General features: G+C 57.6%; 15 protein-coding genes. 3 read left to right on the top strand and 12 right to left on the bottom strand.

The window, feature by feature from the left end:
• Nucleotides 1-77: 77 nt before the first annotated feature.
• A complete protein-coding gene (locus tag HNQ59_RS07965) occupies nt 78-1,016 on the top strand; it encodes a DUF2167 domain-containing protein (RefSeq protein ID WP_184037493.1) in 939 nt (312 codons plus the stop codon).
• Here HNQ59_RS07965 and HNQ59_RS07960 read toward each other — a convergent pair.
• The 4 genes from HNQ59_RS07960 to blaOXA all read right to left on the bottom strand — a co-directional run bounded on the left by HNQ59_RS07960 (nt 1,011) and on the right by blaOXA (nt 4,513).
• Entirely contained in the window at nt 1,011-1,529 is a 519-nt protein-coding gene (locus HNQ59_RS07960; RefSeq protein WP_184037490.1) for a DinB family protein, read from the bottom strand. The genes HNQ59_RS07965 and HNQ59_RS07960 overlap by 6 nt on opposite strands.
• Nucleotides 1,530-1,707: 178 nt before the next feature.
• Nucleotides 1,708-2,271, bottom strand: a complete 564-nt coding sequence (locus tag HNQ59_RS07955) for a DUF2087 domain-containing protein (RefSeq protein ID WP_184037487.1) — start codon at nt 2,269-2,271, stop codon at nt 1,708-1,710.
• Nucleotides 2,272-2,490: 219 nt separating this feature from the next.
• Nucleotides 2,491-3,639 (bottom strand): acyltransferase family protein, encoded by a 1,149-nt coding sequence (locus HNQ59_RS07950; protein WP_184037484.1) that lies wholly within the window; start codon nt 3,637-3,639, stop codon nt 2,491-2,493.
• A gap of 70 nt (nt 3,640-3,709) precedes the next feature.
• Complete coding sequence (gene blaOXA / locus HNQ59_RS07945; RefSeq protein WP_184037693.1) at nt 3,710-4,513, bottom strand: class D beta-lactamase; 804 nt, start codon at nt 4,511-4,513, stop codon at nt 3,710-3,712.
• A gap of 171 nt (nt 4,514-4,684) precedes the next feature.
• Between blaOXA and HNQ59_RS07940 the strand changes: the two genes are divergently transcribed.
• Nucleotides 4,685-6,220 (top strand): hypothetical protein, encoded by a 1,536-nt coding sequence (locus tag HNQ59_RS07940; RefSeq protein ID WP_184037482.1) that lies wholly within the window; start codon nt 4,685-4,687, stop codon nt 6,218-6,220.
• Nucleotides 6,221-6,247: 27 nt separating this feature from the next.
• On the opposite strand, the gene HNQ59_RS07935 is transcribed toward HNQ59_RS07940, so the two are convergent.
• The 6 genes from HNQ59_RS07935 to HNQ59_RS07910 all read right to left on the bottom strand — a co-directional run bounded on the left by HNQ59_RS07935 (nt 6,248) and on the right by HNQ59_RS07910 (nt 12,238).
• On the bottom strand, nt 6,248-7,918 hold the full coding sequence (locus HNQ59_RS07935) for a thiamine pyrophosphate-binding protein (protein ID WP_184037479.1): 1,671 nt from the start codon (nt 7,916-7,918) through the stop codon (nt 6,248-6,250).
• Nucleotides 7,919-8,159: 241 nt separating this feature from the next.
• Nucleotides 8,160-9,137: a quinone oxidoreductase family protein gene (locus HNQ59_RS07930; protein ID WP_184037476.1), complete on the bottom strand. Its 978-nt coding sequence runs from the start codon at nt 9,135-9,137 to the stop codon at nt 8,160-8,162.
• Between the two features lie 166 nt (nt 9,138-9,303).
• Nucleotides 9,304-10,929, bottom strand: a complete 1,626-nt coding sequence (locus HNQ59_RS07925) for a hypothetical protein (RefSeq protein ID WP_184037473.1) — start codon at nt 10,927-10,929, stop codon at nt 9,304-9,306.
• Between the two features lie 29 nt (nt 10,930-10,958).
• Nucleotides 10,959-11,369: an HIT family protein gene (locus tag HNQ59_RS07920; RefSeq protein ID WP_425491373.1), complete on the bottom strand. Its 411-nt coding sequence runs from the start codon at nt 11,367-11,369 to the stop codon at nt 10,959-10,961.
• Nucleotides 11,366-11,749 (bottom strand): VOC family protein, encoded by a 384-nt coding sequence (locus HNQ59_RS07915; RefSeq protein ID WP_184037472.1) that lies wholly within the window; start codon nt 11,747-11,749, stop codon nt 11,366-11,368. The genes HNQ59_RS07920 and HNQ59_RS07915 overlap by 4 nt, the downstream gene beginning before the upstream one ends.
• Before the next feature lie 3 nt (nt 11,750-11,752).
• Nucleotides 11,753-12,238 (bottom strand): asparaginase domain-containing protein, encoded by a 486-nt coding sequence (locus HNQ59_RS07910; RefSeq protein WP_184037469.1) that lies wholly within the window; start codon nt 12,236-12,238, stop codon nt 11,753-11,755.
• A gap of 284 nt (nt 12,239-12,522) precedes the next feature.
• Between HNQ59_RS07910 and HNQ59_RS07905 the strand changes: the two genes are divergently transcribed.
• On the top strand, nt 12,523-14,358 hold the full coding sequence (locus tag HNQ59_RS07905) for a S8 family peptidase (protein WP_184037466.1): 1,836 nt from the start codon (nt 12,523-12,525) through the stop codon (nt 14,356-14,358).
• Here HNQ59_RS07905 and rrtA read toward each other — a convergent pair.
• Entirely contained in the window at nt 14,340-14,945 is a 606-nt protein-coding gene (gene rrtA / locus HNQ59_RS07900) for a rhombosortase (protein ID WP_184037463.1), read from the bottom strand. The genes HNQ59_RS07905 and rrtA overlap by 19 nt on opposite strands.
• A gap of 124 nt (nt 14,946-15,069) precedes the next feature.
• Nucleotides 15,070-18,900: a DUF3683 domain-containing protein gene (locus HNQ59_RS07895; RefSeq protein ID WP_184037460.1), complete on the bottom strand. Its 3,831-nt coding sequence runs from the start codon at nt 18,898-18,900 to the stop codon at nt 15,070-15,072.
• Nucleotides 18,901-18,985 lie beyond the last annotated feature (85 nt).

The following is an 18,985-nucleotide window of genomic DNA, read 5'->3' as shown; positions in this document are numbered from 1 at the left end:
ACAAAACAGAACCATTGGCTGCCCGGCATGATTATCTACCGGCATCGACGGGTTCATAGATAAGTATGGGAGCGTTGATGAAATCTGATCTTGAAACATGGCGGCATGGTACTGGCACTCCCCCAACCGCTTCACCCTGGCGGCGACTCATCCTGCTGGTAACACTGTTGTCGGGAGCCGTCCCGGCCCAGGCCGACACCTCACGTGAAGCACTGCTTGAGTCGATCAAATTGAAACTGGCGGCCTACAAGGTGGCGCGTATGGCCTCCATTGCCGGGCCCAATCAAATCACCATCTTGAACCAGGCCAGGTTCGCCCTGCCAGCAGGTGCTGTTTTCATTCCGAAGAAAGAAGTTCAGCAGATGCTGCAGGCCATGAAAATGCCCACCAATGATAAAACGGTCGGTGCAATTCTCTCTGCGGACGAAAGCCAGAGTTGGGCTATGGAAATCCGCTATGTCCCCAGTGGCTACATCCCTGAATCAGGTATCGAAGAGATCAAATCACCCAGATTTGCAGATGACCTGAAGAATGCCTTGCTCCAAGCCAGCGCCAAGCAGTCCAGCGCTACGCGGATCACCTTTACCGAATGGATTTCACAACCCACCTATTCCATGAGCGCACACTGCTTCGAGTTTGCGTTCAAAGGCATGGCCAGTTATCTGGAAAATGAGCCGGTTTTGCTCAGTGCATCGTTGATGATGGGTCGGGAAGGCTTCGGAGCCGTGTCCCTGCACACCGAGCAGACCGACGCCCCCGTGGCACAAGCGGCTTACCGGAAGATTGTCGATAGCTGGGCGTTTCTACCCAAAAAACGTTATGAAGATTACAGCTTCCTGTTCGATAAGAAAGCCAGTGGCAAAAGTGCATTGGCTGCTTTCAAAGACGAACCCGTCGATTCGGCAGACGCCGAGCCCGCAGGGGTGAGCGGGCACGGCAAATTGACCGTGGCGCTGGGGGTCATGTTGATCATCGGCGTTTTTGCCGCCATGCGCCACTTCAAGTCCAAACTATGAGTGTTGAATGATGCCCTCGCGTCTGGCAGGCTGGGTACGGTGCAGGTAGGCTGTCAAGATGTCACGGGGTGGCGGCACTGCCACCTGCGCCATGATCCGCCCCACCGCCCCACGGTGATAACCGCCATGCGTCACGATGTGGGCAAGCATTTCTTCGCGGGTCATACAGCCTGTCGTGCCGTCGGTGAAGGTAAAGGCAACCGACTCGGCCAGATCGGCTGCTGAGCGCGTCTGGACATAGTCTTCGAACCATTGATCCAAGGCCGCAACCTCTGCCTGCAGCGCTTCGAGCGTGGGTGTCTCAGGCGTGTTGGTCGCTGTATAAGGGTGCGTGCGACCGGTCAAGTGGGCTTCAAAAATACGATCCACCACATAGATATGGTTCATCAATCGAATGGCGGTATGCCGCTCGGTCTGATGCGCTTCCGGGTCCAATTTCCGCATCTCTGCAAACAGCTCGACATTGGCCCAGGTTTTATAACGGAACAAGGTATACAGCAAAGGCTGGCTCATGGCAGACACCCTTGAGGGTAAAGGACAGCTGCCATCATACTGTGCACACGGTATTACATCCAGATACAGGCATAGGGCGAAATAGCTGGGAACTGGCTTGGTTGACACGGTTTTGAGGCTACCATGAAAACCATGTCAACCCAGCTGACAGGCCGGGGCCTTCTGGCCCCACTGACTGTCACGCTGCCTGGCGAGCCTTCGGTTGCTTCCGCAGGCGCCGGATTTCGCGAATCATCGCCATGACCTCATCACTTGGCCTAGCGGGCAATTTGCGATATTCCGCGCCATTGTCGGTGCGCCATAACAATTTGGTGTTCACCAACTCACGGCGCAGCAACACATGGTCACCAAAGGTATTGAAGCGTTTCAACACTTCGTTCACTTCCCGCTCAGTGTAACGGCGCCTGGGGATGAAATGCGTCCATAGATACCAGATACCCAGTTGCTGGATCGAGTATTTATTGGGCCAGCGCACCAGACGACCGGACTCATCCAGATAACTGATCAGCTTTTTTGCATTCGCGGACAAGACGACTGCATGGTCATTCGCTGCAATCACCTCGGGCTGATGCAATACCTGAGCGCGGTAACTCTGGAAATTCTGGAACCCAGCGGCCTTGGCCAGCATGTTCAGCATCTCAAGATGCGATGGCACTGATGTGTGCGTGGCCAGTTGGCGGCACAGCGCCCGAGCCAAGGCGGACAGATCATCGGTTTGAAAAGGAATTAATAATTTGGACACGGTGGTTTCCTTTGATTGAAACGTGCCCACCCGAAATGGGTTGCTGGTGGTCGCCCTTGCAGCACGGCACTGGAAATCACGGCCATGTATCAGATTGGAAACAGGTTTAGCGCTCTTGCGATCAAGAGTGGCGACGCCTGGGTGAACTGCCGACCCGGACTGCAAGTCTAGCAAGTTTGTGTCCGGATCGGCAAGCATTCACCCAGCCCAGCATGGAAATCAACGTGTCACCGCCCCCATCTCAGCCAAATCAGGCGATGGCTTGGCTGGATGCAGCCAACGCTCCCGCCATTGCAAGGCAGGGCGCTCGACGGCCCAATAGAGGATCAACCCACCCAACATCGCCGCACCGCCATACACTAGATAAGCCAGCGCTGGCTGCCCCACCAGCTGAGCCCCCCATGCCTGCTTGACCAAGTGGAAAACCACTTTATGGGTCAGGTACAAGCTGTACGATAGGGCAGCAACCCACGCCACGCCTGGTATGCCGCGCGCACCAATCAGGCTTTGCCTGCTGGCCGCTGCGACCACCAACACCCCCATGCCCAATGACAACAGCGGGTAGCCCAAGACTGCAGCAGGGAGAGCAAATCGATTTTGAAAGATCCAGATTGCCCCACTGACCAACAACAAACCGGCACCCAACACCCAGTTGGCCCGAGCCATGATGCGTTGCCACCACACAGGTCGAAACACCCGCAAGGCGGCGAACATCACCCCTGCCAGCAAACCATCGAGCCGGGTATAGGTCGGGTAATAGATCTGCTCGATATAGCGTTGATAAAAGTTGCCCGGCCCCTCTTCGATCGATTGGATAGGCAGCAGATCATGTTGCCAGACATGCCAACGCCACAACATGCCCGCCGCCGCCAGGGCCACGGCCAGACTGGTGATGCGGCTGATCGTGGCACGCGGTGCCAACAGCCATGCCAGGGCAGGCATGATCAGGTAGAAATGCTCTTCCACACACAATGACCAGACGTGGGAAAACGCACGGGGCTGCGAATAATCGATCAGCAGGTTTTCGGTAAAGGTCAGAAACTGCCACCATGGCTGGATCGTCGGGTACTCTCGAATCATCGGCAATGCAAAATAGCATGCGACCACGACACCAAATGCGGGCAGGATGCGATACGCCCGTCGGATATAGAACTGCTGGAAATCGACGCGCCCATGGTCTTTGATCTGCTCGAACAACTGCCCGCCGATCAGAAAACCACTGAGCGCAAAGAACAGATCAACCCCCATCCAACCAAAGCGGGCGATGGTTTCGCCCGGCAGCTGCAAGCCAGCCATCAAGGCATGGAACAACATGACCCAGATGATGGCGATGGCTCGCATCAAGTCGAGCCCTGGTAGACGTTGCATGCTTTACTCCACTATTTTCCAGAACCCAGGCATCCGGCGACGACTCGTCACACGTGCCTGAGTAGTTCATTCAAATCACGCCCAGCCTGCTCAACAACTGGCGTGCCAACGGGACCCTCAATGCTGCGTCTTCATCCCGTCGAATATCGATATTCAAGGCAAATGGGTAGAGTTGATCGCCCCGCTTGACCCACCCCACCCACCAACCGATACCCGGCTTGGTTGCGTTGCTCCACCCGGTTTTGGCGTGTATTTGGTAGGTTTCGGTCTGCTCATGCAAGGTGATGGCATGCACCGCATCGATCGTCTGTTCGCTGAATGGCAGCTTTTTCTGGGCCAACTTGGCCAGGAAGCGGGTTTGTTCCAATGCGGAGATCTTCAGCGGGCCACCCAGCCAGAACTGATCCACCATCTTGCCGATCTGCCGGTTGCCATAGTCCAATTTGTCCACCCAGGACGCCATGCTGTGCAGCCCCACGCGTCGGGCAATCTCCTGATAGACCGGCACATTGGAGGCACGGATGGCCTCGGCCAGGGTCATGTCCTGCTCCCAGGCTTTCAACATGCGTGGCTTGCCATCGTATCGAAATACCTCATTCAGATCTTTGACAGCACCGGTTTCCAGGCCAATCAGGCTATTAGGGATTTTGAAGGTCGAAGCAGGAAAATAACGAACCTGCGCTCGGCTGGGCGAATACACCCGCTGCACATCGTTGGCGACATCGAACAGTACGAATGTACCCGTCACCCCCATGGTTTTAAACACAGCACCCAGCTCCGGATGTGCTTCTATTTGTTCCGCTTGTGACAGTTGTGACAGTAACATGCCAGCCAAAGCCGTCAAAAGCAGCGAAAATCGGCGCGCACGCCGCATGACAGATGTCTTCATTGTGGGCTTTCTTCAAATGGAACATGGACACAGCGTAGCAAGCCGTATGAAATCCAAGCAAAGCCAGGGCTGGCGCAGGCGTCTGCGCTGTAACCACCGTCACGGCGTCATCGACCGTGGCTTGTCATATCAGTCAACCGAACCTCGCAGATCAAAATGATTGTCATCGAGCTCACCGCACCACAAACCGTGAATGGCCAACGCGCAGCATTTCAATCGCTGTGGATGCTGGTGCGCATCTATTTTGCGCATCACGTCCAGCAGAACAAAGTCAGGCTGGATGACCTGAAAGGCTTTCTGAGCGATGCCCGCACCTTACGCATGGCGATCAGTCGGGCGTTCAAGGACTTCCATGGCTGGGGGGTCCACATAGGCTGGGGAGAAGACCCAGGCCGTGATCCACGCTTTCTGAATGTGGATCGACGTAGCCAGGGGCCGTTTTGGCTGTCAGATGGTGAAGCCGCGAAGCTCGTCCTGCTGGTGGCTGGGCAGCCTGCCACAGCGGCAGACACCGCAGCCTTTCTGGGCTTGCCGGAACAACAGGCCAAGCTGCCGCCCCAGCAGCTGAACACCACGCATGATCTGGCGTTCTGGCAGCAGATGATCTTGGCACGGCAGGCGATCCGCCTTGGTCGATTGGTCTCACCCGTGCAAGGTGCCGGTGAGCAAACTGCGCTCAGCGCGCTCAAACAAGCCGGGCAACACGCCCACACCACAGGCCAGGCCGCACAGGTATTGCTTGCACAGGCCATTGTCTGGCGACGCCTGGGCGATGGCGTGCAAGCCCGACGCCTGCTGAAACAGCTCAAGCAACAGCGGCACCATCAGCAGGTGGACGGCAATGACTTTCTGGATGCGATGGAGCAGATTCTGGCCGCGTGGTGTGCCTATGATCAGCGGGATCTGGGCCTGGCCAGCAGTTTGCTCACCCAGTTGCAAAACCATCACCAGCTGGTTGGCCTGCTGCGATATCACCCGACCATCCGCTTCGAATGGCACAACCTGTTTGCGTTGGTCTTGCGGTCAAAAGCGCTGGGGCAGACCACTGCCACCGAGGCAATCGGCTGGGCGCAGGCTTCGCTGCAACATTTTGAGCAAGCGTTGGCTGCCGCTTTTGAATCCGCATCCATGGATGCGGCGCAACAAGGTGCCGCCAATCTCGGCATGGCCATGTGGCTGCTGCACCAGTGCGGCCTGCTGTCCGGCGAAGACCCGACCCCACAGGCAGTTCAATACATCGCGTTCAGTGAATGGCTTTGTCGGCAGAGCGATCAGGTGCACCACTCTGCCTGGAATCCGCTCTACCTGATGCGCATTGCGCGTGGGCATTGCCAGGGCGGCGAATCACCCACGCTGGCGGCATTCCGGCAGCTGACGCCGATCACGCCCAACGCACTCCGCCAATGGGCAAACCCCTTTGCAGATGCCTTGCCTGATCAGGGTGGCTGGCATGACATTGCGGCGTGTCACCTGCTGGAGCACGACAGCAACCGGCATCGCTATCCGGTCAGCCAGGTCTGCGGCTTGCTGTTCGAGTTAGTGTGGTTCAGAGGCCATGCTGGGCAGCTCGCACCGGCCAGTGATGCACTGGCCAGGCTGCACGGGCTGCTGCCCGAGCTGTCGCGGTCAGACCGGGAATACTACCGCACCATGCTGCGGCAATTGCCCACAGAGCTACAACAGGCAGGTTGACCCGCTCCCCCTGCCTTCGTCAGAGGCTCAGCGTTGGGCTCGCAGCTGCGTGATGGTAGTTGCGGGGGTGATGGCCTCGGGATCGACCTGAAGCTCGATCAACGCCGGCTTGCCCGCCGCCAGCGCCCGCTCGAAGGCCGACGCAAATTGAGCGGTGTCCGTCACCCGCTCGCCATGTGCGCCGTAGGCCACGGCCAGTGCCGCGAAATCCGGGTTGACCAATGAGGTGGCCATGACGCGCTCAGGGTACTCGCGCTCCTGATGCATGCGAATCGTGCCGTACATGCCATTGTTGACCACGATAAAGACCACGTTGGCACCGTATTTGACAGCGGTGGCCAACTCCTGGCCATTCATCATGTAGCAGCCATCCCCAGCAAAGGCCACGACAATGCGTTCCGGTTGAGTGATCTTGGCAGCAATGGCTGCAGGCACACCATAGCCCATCGAGCCATTGGTGGGGGCCAGCTGCGTGCCAAACTGGCGGTAACGATAAAACCGATGCAGCCAGATCGCGTAGTTGCCGGCACCGTTGGTCACGATGGCATCCGCTGGGAGCCGCTCACGCAACCAGCACATGATCTCACCCATCTGCACCTGCCCGGGCACCGAGCCCGGCGTGCTCCAGTCCAGATACACCTGACGGCTGCCAGCCACGCCCTCGGCCCAGGGCAATTGCGTGGGCACGGCCATGGCCAGCGCTGCGGACAGGAACTCGGGGTAGCCACTGTTGATCGGTAGATCTGCCGCATACACCCGGCCCAGCTCTTCCGCCCCAGCGTGCACATGGATCAAGGTCTGGGCGGGCCGGGGGATATCAAACAGGGCATAGCCGTTGGTGGTCGATTCACCCAGTCGCGCACCAATGGTCAGCACCAGGTCAGCCTCTTGCAAACGAGCCCTCAGCTTGGGGTTGATACCCAAACCCACATCACCGATGTAATGGGGGTGGGTGTGGTCGAACAGGTCCTGATAGCGGAATGCGCATGCCACTGGCAGCTGCCAGCGCTCTGAAAAAGTCTGTAGATCCCGACAGGCAGCTGCCGTCCAGCCCCGACCACCGACAATCAACACTGGGCGTTGTGCTTGACTGAGGCGGCTTTGCAATTCGACCATGGCGGCGGGACTGGGTGCAGCGGCAATGCGTCGGTAGGTTTGTGGCTGTGCCGTATCACACAGGTCGTGCAGCATGTCTTCGGGCAGAGCCAGCACCACGGGGCCAGGGCGGCCACTGGTCGCGGTGTGGAAGGCGCGCGAGATGAATTCAGGAATGCGCCGCGCATCATCGATCTGAGCCACCCATTTGGCCAGCTGCCCGAACATACGGCGGTAATCCAGCTCCTGAAAGGCTTCGCGCTCGATGGCATCGCGCCCGACCTGGCCGATGAACAGGATCATCGGGCTCGAATCCTGAAAAGCGGTATGCAAACCGACACTGGCGTTGGTCGCACCCGGGCCGCGTGTCACAAAACAGATGCCAGGCTTGCCATGGAGCTTGCCATAGGCATCGGCCATATAGGCAGCGCCACCCTCTTGCCTGCAAACCACCAGATTGAAACGGTCGCGCACGTCATACAACGCATCCAGCACAGGCAGATAGCTTTCGCCCGGCACGCAAAAGCCAGTATCAGCGCCATGCACCAACAACGCATCCACCAGCGCCTGGGCGCCGTTTCGAATGGGTGGGACAGCAGTCATGGCAAGCCTCCTCATCAAGATCGGTCAGGTTAGCGACATGGCCCGTTGTTCCGCCATGCGGTTCAGGAAAGCGCCATCAAGGACAACAAGCGCATGGCGAGGTGGGCAATGACTGCCGAAACATACCCCAAGGTGGCCAGATTGGCATGTGGCGATGTGTGGTCCCACCTAATTCATTCCGCATGCCGAAACACCACACGGTTGGCGTGATCTGTGTAGCTCTGAACCCGCCTCAACAGAGTCATGGAATCAGTATGGTTGACCCCGTTGTGCGGCGCGCTTCCAGATCGCGATGTGCCTGTGCGACATCCGCCAGGGCATAGCGTTGGTGGATCTCGACCTTCACCGTGCCATCGGCCAGCACCTCGAACAATTCAGCGGCCATCTGCTCCAGATCGCTACGCTGAGCGGTATAGTGGAACAGCACAGGGCGGGTGAGGAACAGCGAGCCTTTTTGCGACAGCAACTGTGGGGAGAAAGACTCCACCACGCCAGATGCATTGCCAAAGCTGACCATCATGCCTAGCGGTCGCAGGCAATCCAGCGAATCCAGAAAGGTGTCTTTGCCGATCGAGTCATACACCACGTTGACCCCTTGGCCCCCGGTCAATTCACGCACCTGGGTCGGGAAATGCCCAGCGGAATGAATGAGGGGGTGATCGCAGCCATGGGCCTGAGCCAACGCTGCTTTTTCAGGCGTGCTGACTGTGCCGATCACCGTCGCCCCCAAGGCTTTGGCCCACTGGCAGACCATCAGCCCCACCCCGCCTGCCGCCGCATGAATCAGGATCGTATCGCCCGGCTTGACACGGTAGGTGCGGCGCAGCAAGTATTGGGCGGTAAGCCCTTTCAACATGGCAGCCGCCGCCAGTTCAAAGCTGACCGAGTCGGGTAGGCGCACCAACTGCGCAGCTGGGATCAGCCTGCTCTCCGAATAGGCCCCGTTGTCTCCGCCTGCATAGGCGACCCGATCGCCCACCTGCCACCCCGTCACGCCTGGGCCGACGGCCTCCACCACACCCGCCCCCTCCTTACCCAGCCCGCTTGGCAAACTGGGTAAGGGATAGACGCCGGATCGGAAATACACATCGATGAAATTCAGGCCAATCGCATGATGTCGGACCCTGACCTCGCCTGGCCCCGGCTCTCCAAGAGGTTGCTCGATCAACTGCATCACTTCTGGCCCACCGATTGTGGTCATTTGAATGGTCTTGGACATATTCGATCACCGATCAGGTTGAATGGGGGCGGTAGCCCGGATGCCGCATCATGGCGCGAGGCGTATAGGTTGGCAAGGCACGGCTCGCACCCGGTAAAAACAAAGGCTGATCTGTCATCAACAGATCAGCCCTCAGGAGTTTGCCGCCATGCTGCGGGCGCCCAGATCAGGGTGCGGAGCGATCCGGCAAGGTTTCGAACGAAATACGTTCAAAATCGGACCCTCTGTCCAGCAGCGACAGCAGCTTGACCCGTCTCAACTTATCGTCCTGATTCATTTCAAGAATACGGCTCTGTCTGAACCAGCCAGGCGGCAACAATAGACTCATTTCGGAACGCAACGCCGCCAAGCCCGGCAACAGCAATGCCTGTACGAACATGTTCGCACCAGAAGGGCTGAGGCCCGTCGCACGCACTGACACCGCCTTAGGGATACCAGGCATCATGCGGATACCCACCAGCAGGCGGCCATCGAGCGTCTGGATCAACCAGCGGAACATCCCGACCAGCATATCACCGCCATCCTCGGTGCGGATGCCGACCAGCTGGTTCTGTTGAACGCGCTCCCCAGTCCCTGCTGTCTTGGACAAGCCATATCCCATTGCGCTCTGATCGAAAACCTCCCAACGCTCAGCGGGAAAGCCGACACCGGTTGCAACAGTCTTGACAGCGCTTTCGACCGAATGTCCAAAAATCTGGAAAGCCTCGATCGACTGCCCTTTGATCTCATGTGGCTTGGCCGGCTGATCAAACGGCACACCGCTGATGAAATAGTGGATGGCGGGCATCGTCAAGGCCATTTCCACGGAGCCCTTGATTGGGCGGCGCTGATAGTTACGCTCTTCACCACCTTTGCACCACTGTTGAAAGCAGGTCAGCAGCAATGGCTCACAGACCTCACCGGGGAACTCATCCCCCAGGCCCAGCTGAGTCGGGGTCTCGCCCATGCGCAGCAGCTTGATCCGTTTGCTCAGGCTCTTGGCCAACTGACTGGTGTCGAGGTAACGGGCAGCGCCCTTCAGCTCCTTTTCCTGATAGAGGATGCCGCTCCCGCCGGTATCGACCATGATCTTGGTCGGCGTGGAGGCAGGAGGCTCGTTGTGAACCGTGACATAGCTCGACCAGCGATCCAGCAGTTTTTCAATCCACAACAGGTGCTTGGCCGAGCTGCCTGAGGGCTTGGCCACATCCAGCAACAAAGCCTGGACATACACCGCAGTGCAGCTGGATGCCTGCGCTTGGTTATTCATCGAATCCTTCACCGCGCGCAATGAATGGCCACGCTCAGCCACTCTGTACATGCCGTGCAGGTCTTCCCACAGCTCTTGCGGTATTTCCTGGCAAGCCATTGCGTATTCGCGCAATGCCAAACCCAGGTATCGCAGGCTACGCTGGTTGGACAGTGCTGTGTATTCGGTCACTGTCTCATCACCATCCACGGCGGCCTTGAGGCAATGCTTGTAGCCATTGGCCATCACCCGCCAAAGCTGCACATTGGCCTGCCAGATATCACGCTCACCACTGGTCATCGGCAGGGATCGCCCAATGTACCGCTTTGCATTCGCATCATTCAGGTAGGAAGCCGGTTCGCGCAGCATCTCCAACGCCTTCAAGCGATCCAACGCCGGGATCTCGGCCCGGTTGAATTTGACCAGGGCTTCCAGAAGTTCGAAATGTGCTTGTGGCACATTGATCATGGGTAGCAAGGCCAGCCATTGTCGGCACGTTTTCGAATCGACAAAGTCCGGTGTCATGCTGGTGCTGATGGTGGGGAGATTGATGAAATCTTCCATAATGATGCCCTGGCAAACAAAACAACAATTCAATTCACATGCTGCAATAGTGCATCACGCAGCTTGGACTGCCAATCAATTGGCAAACTGCGCGGCATGTTCTCCCTGACTGGCGGCGCCCAGATGGCACCGGGGAAGTGGCGGTCATCGGCAAAACGAGGGATCACATGCCAATGCAGATGCGGGGTCATGTTGCCCAGGCTGGCCAGATTGACCTTGTCTGGTTGCAGGAGATCGCGAACAGCCCGCTCCGTGGCCAACACCACACGCATCAAGTGCTGCTGCTGCGCCACCGACAGATCCGTCATCTCTTTGACATGACACGCCCAGATCACCCGGCAAAAGCCCGGGTAGTGCTCGTCTGCCACACTCACCACCCGGCAGTCTGCATCTTGCCAGACCACTTCGCCGCCAGGCTGTTCACATAATTCGCAGGTCACGATGACTCCTTGATTCGCCAAGGTGGATTGATACGATTGTCACCCGCATGATACAAGCATAGCCGGTTCCCATCCGGGTCGCGCAATCTTGCCTCGCGCCATAGCCAGGGCTGGTCAACCGGCCCATGATCAAATGCGATGTGTGCTTGTTGTAGCTGGCCAACCAGCTCATCCAGTGCTGGGCACTCGAAATACAAGGTGATACCACCAGGCCTGACGCCTGTTTCATGCTCCAGAGACAAAGTAGCGTCACCACCAGGGCATTGCAGCCGCACATAGCTGGGCAGGCTGTCCACGATCAGGCGAAAACCCAGCTTCTGATAGAACTGCAACAATATGGGCAGCTGTCCGGTGCCAATCGTGACCTGGTTCAACTGCATGTGTCATTCCGTTGCTTCAAAACGGCCCAGCTCCAGATTTTTGCGCACCTTACCCGCTTCGAAGATACGGCCATTCATCGTGATGTACACACCTGCGGGTAAAGCCTGGGCAGCAGCGACTGCGCACCCGATGTTAAAAATGGAGTCGGTGATGCGGAAACGTGCAGGTGCCATGGCGCCAGTCAGCACAATGGTCTTGCCCTGGATTGATTTCAATTTGGCTGCGGTCACCGGCATGGTGTCGGTGCCATGCGTGATGACGATATGCTGCTCTGGTGCTGCAGCCACCGTATCGTAGATCAGTTGTCGATCATCATCGGTCAATTCCAGGCTGTCTTTTCTGAGGATGGGCTGCACCACGTGTGGCACAGTGGCCAAGCCTTCTTCCAAAATCGATGTCACCATGGGCTCGCCAATCTCATAGTTGCTTTTGGCATCGAAATAGATTTTATCGATGGTTCCGCCTGTGGTGATAATACGTAGTGACATACCTGATCCTTATTGATTTGGTTACATATTCCCCTGCAGGGAATTATTACATGTGAATATTTTAACCGAGAAATCACCGACTTGCGGGCATTTTCCATATCCGTCCCACTTGGCGGCCTCAACCGACCATTCGCAAATGGGCATCCAATCGTTAGAATGCGAACCAATGTGCTGTCGCAAGTGATTGTTACAGCCAGGAAAATGAAGCCAATCAACCCATCTTGATGTGCGGACTTTGACACCTGATCCGTCATTTGGTGGTCTTAATGCGGAACACAACTTTTATGAAATCCGTTTTTTCTCTGCTGGCGGGGCTCCTGATTGTACCCAGCGCCATGCCCACCTATGCCAGCGATGTACCTGCCAGCGCTGGCAGGGTCATCGTCAAGTTCAAAGCCAATTCACCATCCGTCAAGTTGGCGCAATCCGCTGAAGAGCGACGTTCCCGGTTTGCTCAGATCGCGGGCAGCCAACAGATCACATCCAGCCATCTGACATCTCAGCTGCAGGTCATCCATGCCGCCGATGTCTCCTCTGCCGAGCTTGTTGCCCGATTTGCCAAGCAAAATGATGTGGAATACGCCGTACCCAGCGAACGCAAGTTTGCCAAGGCAATTCCCAGTGACCCCCACTTCAACACGCAATGGTACCTGCAATCGACCGAGCCCGGAGCAATCAACGCGATCGGCGCCTGGGATTTGACCAGGGGAAGCAGTAAAGTTGCAATTGCGGTGCTGGATACGGGTATCCGGCTCGATCACCCCGATTTTTCCAACAAACTGCTGCCGGGTTACGACTTCATTTCTGTTGCATTGGATTCCAATGATGGCGATGGCCGTGACAGCGACCCGTCCGACACCGGTACATTCATGAGTACCGAAGATATCAACAATCCCTATTTTGCCACCTGCCCAATCAAGAGCCCCACCAACAGCTCCTGGCATGGCACCAAGGTGGCCGGCATTGCAGCCGCAATCGGTGACAATGCGCTGGGCATCGCGGGGGTCAATTGGGGGGCGAAGATACTGCCTGTGCGGGTATTGGGCAAATGCGGCGGGTTTGATGATGACATCATTGCAGGCATGCTGTGGGCGGGCGGGATTTCGGTACCGGGTGTGCCGGACAATCCCAACCCTGCACGAGTGCTGAACATGAGTATCGGCGGCACCGGCTCTTGCACAGCCCCTTATCAGGATGCCATTACACAGCTGGCTGCCAAGGGTGTGCTGGTTGTCACCGTCAGCGGCAATGAGAGTGCGACCAGTGTCACCAGCCCAGGTAATTGCAACGGCGTGCTGACCGTGAGCGCCGTCCGCAATGATGGCTTGAAACCCTACTATGCCAATACCGGGCCGGAAACCGCGATCTCTGCGCCGGGCGGCCAGTGCAAGACTACACCATGTGTCTATGGCATCTCCACCACCAGCAACACGGGTTTGTTTGGCCCGGAGGCCAACAGCTACGCCATCAATCAGGTCGCCGACAAAGGCACCAGTTTTGCCGCCCCCATCGTGGCAGGGGTCGCTGCGATGATGATGGGAACCCAGCCCTTGTTGACACCCAACGATGTCATCCAGCGCATCAAGTCGTCGGCACGGCCTTTCCCGACCAATTCCAGCTTGCCCGCATGCCCGACCACCGCCAAAGGGGCGGATGATACCGAGCAATGCAATTGCACCACCGCTACCTGTGGTGCAGGCATTCTGGATGCGAAAGCGGCAATCGAGGCTGCCACCTCTTCCCAGGCCATCATCACGGGCCCGACCACAGCCGAGGCAGGCGTTCGCGTGACGTTGGATATCTCAAAGAGTGCGCTGGCAGAGGGACGCACCATCCGATCGGTGAAGTGGACATTGGTTGATGGGGCGGCCATTACCCGTCTCGACAGCGATGACAACCTATCGACCTCGTTCCGTGCGACCGGCACCGGGACGGTCAAGATCTCCGTGACCATTACCGACAGCGCTGGCGCGACCAGCTCTACCAGCACATCCATCAACATCACCGCTGCCACCGGCAACGGCAGTGGCGGCGGCTCAAGTGGCGGTGGCGCGGTGGATTGGCTCGCTGCCATCGGTCTACTGGGCTTGCTGGCAGGCGCTTATCGGCGTAACAGATAAATCAACACGGCCAGCGACAGCCCGCCCACCATCCCCCACAGGTGGGCTGCCGGTACCACCACAATCTGCAACCAGCCCGTTCCTTGGGCTGGTTGCAACCAATCCCAGCCTACTTTGGCCAGCTCTCCGATCAGCAGCAGCAGCCCAATGAGTCGCTGCCGCCGCTGGGTTGCTTCCTGTATCAGCACCAGGGCAAGCCAAGCGTAGACGCCATATAGCGCACCTGACAGGCCACCATAGTAGGCCACACCAACCGGCCCATGGGCCAACCCCAACAAGGTGGCCACCCCGCTCCCCGACAGCACGCCTGGCAACCAGAGCCCTTGCCTGAATCGTGCTGCCACCCAGGCACATACCAGCAACCCCAGCAGATTGGCCAATAGATGTCTGGCATTCAGATGTGTCCAACTGGCTGTCCACCACTGCCATGGGGACGCCTGCCTCCATTGGCCGGTCTGCAATAACCCAGATTGCACATTGGGCTGGCAACTGCTGAACAAGACGCATAGCAAACCCGCTACACAGACAGTGGCCGCAATCACGCTGTTACGCCAACGAGCATCATCCAGCCCATTCAAACCACCCATCTCGCTGTTCTCCGTCCCTCAACCCCTGGCAGTTCCAGTGATATGTTTTTACCCGTTGCCATGAAAAAAGCCAGCGCCTGGGTCAGTAGGTCGCTGGCTTGGTCTACTCAATCAATCCGGTGGATTACAACAAGACGCGCTCAACCCCGCCCTGGCGAGCTTTGGCGATGTAATCGGGCAGCCAGTCCTCACCCAAGATGGCTTTGGCCATTTCGACCACGATATAGTCGGCCTCTGCCGCGATATCCCCTTGATAACGACTCAAACCCTGCAAGCAAGCCGGACAGGAGGTCAACACCTTCACCTGGGCTTGCGGGTCGGCATCACGAATCTGTTGTGCGCCTTTTTCCAGCTCCTCCTGTTTACGGAAACGAACCTGGGTCGAGATGTCTGGCCGGGTGGCCGCTAAGGTGCCAGATTCCCCGCAGCAACGCTCGGTCAGCGCCACCTTATCCCCCATCAATTCATTGACCACCTTCAGCGGCTGATGCGTCTTCATCGGTGAATGGCAGGGGTCGTGATACATGTACTTCATCCCCGCCACCCCATCCAGCTTGACGCCCTTCTCCAGCAGGTACTCATGGATATCGAGCAAACGACAGCCGGGGAAGATCTGCTCGAATTGATACTTGGTAAGCTGATCCATACAAGTGCCACAGGACACGATCACCGTTTTGATGTCGAGATAGTTCAGGGTATTGGCAACACGATGGAACAACACCCGATTCTCGGTGGTAATGGCTTGGCCTTTGTCCTCATTGCCACTGGCTGCTTGTGGATAACCGCAGCACAGGTACCCTGGCGGCAGAACCGTGGTTGCCCCGACATGGTAGAGCATGGCCTGAGTGGCCAGCCCCACTTGGCTGAACAGGCGCTCGGAGCCACAGCCGGGGAAATAGAACACTGCCTCGGTGTCCTCGCTGGTCTTTTGCGGGTCTCGAATGACAGGCACCATGGTCGGGTCTTCGATATCCAGCAAGGCACGCGAGGTTTTCTTGGGCAGCTTGCCGGGCATCGGTTTATTGATGAAGTGGATGACCTGCGACTTGATTTCAGCCTTACCCACCGTCGAGGGTGGCGCCGCCAGCTGTGGTTTGGCCAAGTGGCCCAACAGCTTGTGTCCGGCACGTTGTGCCTTGAAGCCCCACTCGATCATCCCCTTGCGGATGAATTTGATGGTGGCCGGGTCTTTGGCATTCAAAAACGCCATGGCCGCCGCCGCGCCAGGATTGAATTTCTTGTTGCCTGTCCGCCGCAGGAAATTACGCATGGCGACGGATACATCACCAAAGTCAATCTTGACTGGACAAGGGTTCACGCATTTATGGCAGACGGTGCAATGGTCAGCCACATCAGACAGCTCATCAAAATGCTTGAGCGACACGCCGCGCCGGGTCTGTTCTTCATACAAGAATGCTTCAGTCAGCAAGCCGACACCCAGGATCTTGTTACGTGGGCTGTACAGCAAATTGGCGCGTGGAATGTGGGTATTACAGACGGGTTTGCATTTGCCGCAACGCAAGCAGTCCTTGACCGAATCCGCAATCTTGCCGATGTCGGATTGCTCCAGGATCAAGGATTCGACCCCCAGCAACTCGAAAGACGGAGTATAGGCATTGCGCAGATCTGCGCCAGGCAACAGCTTGCCCTTGTTGAATCGGCCTTCCGGATCGATACGTTGTTTGTATTCGACAAAGGGGCGCAACTCGTCCTCGGTGAGGAACTCCAGCTTAGTGATGCCAATACCGTGCTCGCCCGAGATCACCCCATTCAGGCTACGTGCCAGCACCATGATACGCGCCACGGCCTGATGGGCAGTCTGCAACATCACGTAGTCATCAGAGTTCACCGGGATGTTGGTATGGACGTTTCCATCGCCCGCATGCATGTGCAAAGCAACAAACACCCGGCCCCGCAGCACTTTGCCGTGGATCTTATGCAGCTTGTTGCGAATCGGTTCATCAACCTTACCAGTGAACAACGCTTCGAGATCAACCAGCACCTCCCGCTTCCAAGACATGCGCAACATGGTGTCACGCATGGCATGGAAAACGCTCTGCGGTGTTTCCTCTGCCGATATCTCGCGCTCCAGCGGGGCGCCAGGGAAGCCGGTAACATACATCTCGAATGCCGAGTCGAGATTGTCGGCAATCCATTGCCAGCGCTCACGGACATCCGCAATCCGCTTGAGCGCCACGGCACGGCGATCACCGATCAATTCATCATGCCCCACCGCACCGGCATCACCATCGTCCATCGGCAGATCGCCGCTGAAAAATGCCGACAATTGATCCAACAGCTTCAGCTTGTTGGCGATCGACAGCTCGATATTGATGCGCTCGATACCATCGGAATAGTCGCCCAGCCGCTCCAGTGGGATCACCACGTCCTCATTGATCTTGAAGGCATTGGTGTGTTTGGCAATGGCTGCAGTGCGCGCCCGATCCAGCCAGAACTTCTTGCGAGCCTCCGGGCTGACCGCGATGAAACCCTCGCCCGACCGCGCATTGGCCAATCTGACGACTTGTGAGGCTGCTTCACCGACTGCGGCTTCGTCATCCGAGACAATATCGGCAATCAATACCATCTTGGGTCGGCCACGGGACTTGGCCTTGGTGGCGTAACCCACCGCTCGGACATAGCGCCAATCCAGATGCTCCAGCCCAGCCAGCTGAACCAGCGGGTGGGCATCCAGGTAGTTTTTGATCTCAACGATGGCAGGTGTCGCACGCGACACTTCGCCAAAGAATTCGAGACAGACCGTCCGGGTATGGGCTGGCATTTTGTGCAACACGAACCGGGCTGATGTGATGATGCCGTCAGTCCCCTCCTTCTGCACCCCAGGCAAGCCCGCCAGGAATTTATCCGTCACATCCTTCCCCAGCCCCACCTTACGGAACTGGCGGCCAGGGATCTCCAGTATTGTCTCCGACAGTTTAGTCTGGCCATCCTCTTTGAGACGGGTCACACGAAATCGGGCCAGCTCCACATCGTGGATTTTTCCGAAGTTGTGCTCCAGGCGTTCGACCAGCACCCAATTGCCGCTCGGATCCACCATGCGCCATGAGGCCAGGTTATCCAGCGCTGTGCCCCACAGCACCGCCTTTTTGCCGCCGGCATTCATGGCGACATTACCACCGATACAGGATGCCTCTGCCGACGTTGGGTCCACCGCGAATACCAGCCCGCTGGCAGACGCCGCCTCACTGACCCGGGCCGTGACCACCCCCGCTCCACATTGAATGGTCGCCCGCTTGCCTGTCAGGCCCGGCAACTCCAGATACTCCACCCCTTGGTGTCGGTCGAGCTTTTCGGTATTGATCACCGCTGAAAAGGGCGTCAATGGTACGGCGCCACCCGTGTAACCAGTGCCGCCCCCACGCGGGATGATAGTCAGGCCCAGTTCAATACAGGCCTTCACCAGTGCGGCTATCTCCGCCTCAGAATCCGGCGACAAGACGACAAAAGGGTATTCAACCCGCCAGTCTGTCGCATCGGTTACATGCGACACCCGAGCCAAGCCATCAAACAGGATATTGTCGCGCCGGGTGAGGTGATCCATGCGCTTGAGGATCTTGGCCCGTAGCGCCTTGATTTCAGCAAACCACATGTGGAAACGGCCCACCGCCTCATCCGCCGCCCGCAGCAATGTGCCTACCTGCGGGTTGCCCAGCCGACGGCGCTCGATCTCACCGATCCGGTGGCGCATGGCATCCACCAGCGCCACCAGCCGCTTCGGGTTCTCCAGCAGATCGTCTTGTAGATATGGATTGCGTTGTACCACCCAGATATCGCCCAGCACCTCGAACAGCATCCGGGCAGATCGCCCGGTCTTGCGTTCGGCGCGCAAATGATCAAGCTGCTGCCAAGCGGGCTCGCCCAGCAATCGGATCACGATTTCTCGATCGGAAAACGATGTGTAGTTATACGGAATTTCGCGCAGTCTAGCGTTCATGGGCCGGTTCAGGTAATTGCTGCAAAGCACAAGAAGATAGGTTGATTTTACCGGAATAAGCTAGTTTTTTTGCAAAAAATTTCAG

The sequence above is a fragment of the Chitinivorax tropicus genome (assembly GCF_014202905.1).
Classification (GTDB): Bacteria; Pseudomonadota; Gammaproteobacteria; order Burkholderiales; family SCOH01; genus Chitinivorax; species Chitinivorax tropicus.
This window is presented reverse-complemented; position numbering and strand designations above follow the sequence as displayed.

Excerpts from the sequence above, each read along its gene's own strand:
- HNQ59_RS07910 (WP_184037469.1), bottom strand. The coding sequence starts at position 12,238 with ATGTCACTACGTATTATCACCACAGGCGGAACCATCGATAAAATCTAT.
- HNQ59_RS07915 (WP_184037472.1), bottom strand. The coding sequence starts at position 11,749 with ATGCAGTTGAACCAGGTCACGATTGGCACCGGACAGCTGCCCATATTG.
- HNQ59_RS07940 (WP_184037482.1), top strand. The coding sequence starts at position 4,685 with ATGATTGTCATCGAGCTCACCGCACCACAAACCGTGAATGGCCAACGC.
- HNQ59_RS07965 (WP_184037493.1), top strand. The coding sequence starts at position 78 with ATGAAATCTGATCTTGAAACATGGCGGCATGGTACTGGCACTCCCCCA.
- HNQ59_RS07960 (WP_184037490.1), bottom strand. The coding sequence starts at position 1,529 with ATGAGCCAGCCTTTGCTGTATACCTTGTTCCGTTATAAAACCTGGGCC.
- rrtA (WP_184037463.1), bottom strand. The coding sequence starts at position 14,945 with ATGGGTGGTTTGAATGGGCTGGATGATGCTCGTTGGCGTAACAGCGTG.
- HNQ59_RS07935 (WP_184037479.1), bottom strand. The coding sequence starts at position 7,918 with ATGACTGCTGTCCCACCCATTCGAAACGGCGCCCAGGCGCTGGTGGAT.
- HNQ59_RS07950 (WP_184037484.1), bottom strand. The coding sequence starts at position 3,639 with ATGCAACGTCTACCAGGGCTCGACTTGATGCGAGCCATCGCCATCATC.
- HNQ59_RS07925 (WP_184037473.1), bottom strand. The coding sequence starts at position 10,929 with ATGGAAGATTTCATCAATCTCCCCACCATCAGCACCAGCATGACACCG.
- HNQ59_RS07930 (WP_184037476.1), bottom strand. The coding sequence starts at position 9,137 with ATGTCCAAGACCATTCAAATGACCACAATCGGTGGGCCAGAAGTGATG.
- HNQ59_RS07905 (WP_184037466.1), top strand. The coding sequence starts at position 12,523 with ATGAAATCCGTTTTTTCTCTGCTGGCGGGGCTCCTGATTGTACCCAGC.
- blaOXA (WP_184037693.1), bottom strand. The coding sequence starts at position 4,513 with ATGCGGCGTGCGCGCCGATTTTCGCTGCTTTTGACGGCTTTGGCTGGC.
- HNQ59_RS07895 (WP_184037460.1), bottom strand. The coding sequence starts at position 18,900 with ATGAACGCTAGACTGCGCGAAATTCCGTATAACTACACATCGTTTTCC.